Origin of the sequence: Pseudomonas fluorescens, from assembly GCF_902497855.1 — a bacterium.
In the GTDB taxonomy this organism is placed as follows: domain Bacteria; phylum Pseudomonadota; class Gammaproteobacteria; order Pseudomonadales; family Pseudomonadaceae; genus Aquipseudomonas; species Aquipseudomonas fluorescens_BI.
The window spans coordinates 1-511 of record NZ_CABVHU010000078.1; the positions used below are offsets into that span (position 1 = coordinate 1).

Annotated in this window: 2 tRNA genes and 1 rRNA gene; all 3 read right to left on the reverse strand. The window is 46.6% G+C overall.

The annotated features are described in order from the left end of the window. Positions 1-142 precede the first annotated feature (142 nt). Positions 143-218: transfer RNA gene (locus F8N96_RS34935), tRNA-Ala, on the reverse strand. A 30-nt stretch (positions 219-248) separates the two neighbouring features. Then, a tRNA-Ile gene (locus F8N96_RS34940) sits at positions 249-325 on the reverse strand. Positions 326-449: 124 nt separating this feature from the next. Beyond that, a 16S ribosomal RNA gene (locus F8N96_RS34945) occupies positions 450-511 on the reverse strand; the annotation flags it as partial.

The window sequence follows — 511 nt, forward strand, 5'->3', positions numbered from 1 at the left end:
TGATCCGTTACCAGTGAAAGTAACGTTCAGTCTATCTTTCTATCACATACCCAAATTTTTAAAGAACGATCTAATCAAAGACTAGAAATCAATATTCACACTGGAATATTCATTTCTAAACTCTAACGTCAGAAGCAGTAAATGGTGGAGCCAAACGGGATCGAACCGTTGACCTCCTGCGTGCAAGGCAGGCGCTCTCCCAGCTGAGCTATGGCCCCGCTTTTTAACACGGGTTGCGACACTAAAATTGGTGGGTCTGGGCAGATTCGAACTGCCGACCTCACCCTTATCAGGGGTGCGCTCTAACCAACTGAGCTACAGACCCAATTTTGATGCTTTCGCAATCAAACTTGAAGCGTGTAGCTTAAAGCTTGAAGCTGCTTCTATCGTCTTCTTCAATGAATCAAGCAATTCGTGTGGGAACTTATGGAGCAGCTGATGTCGTCGATTAAGGAGGTGATCCAGCCGCAGGTTCCCCTACGGCTACCTTGTTACGACTTCACCCCAGTCA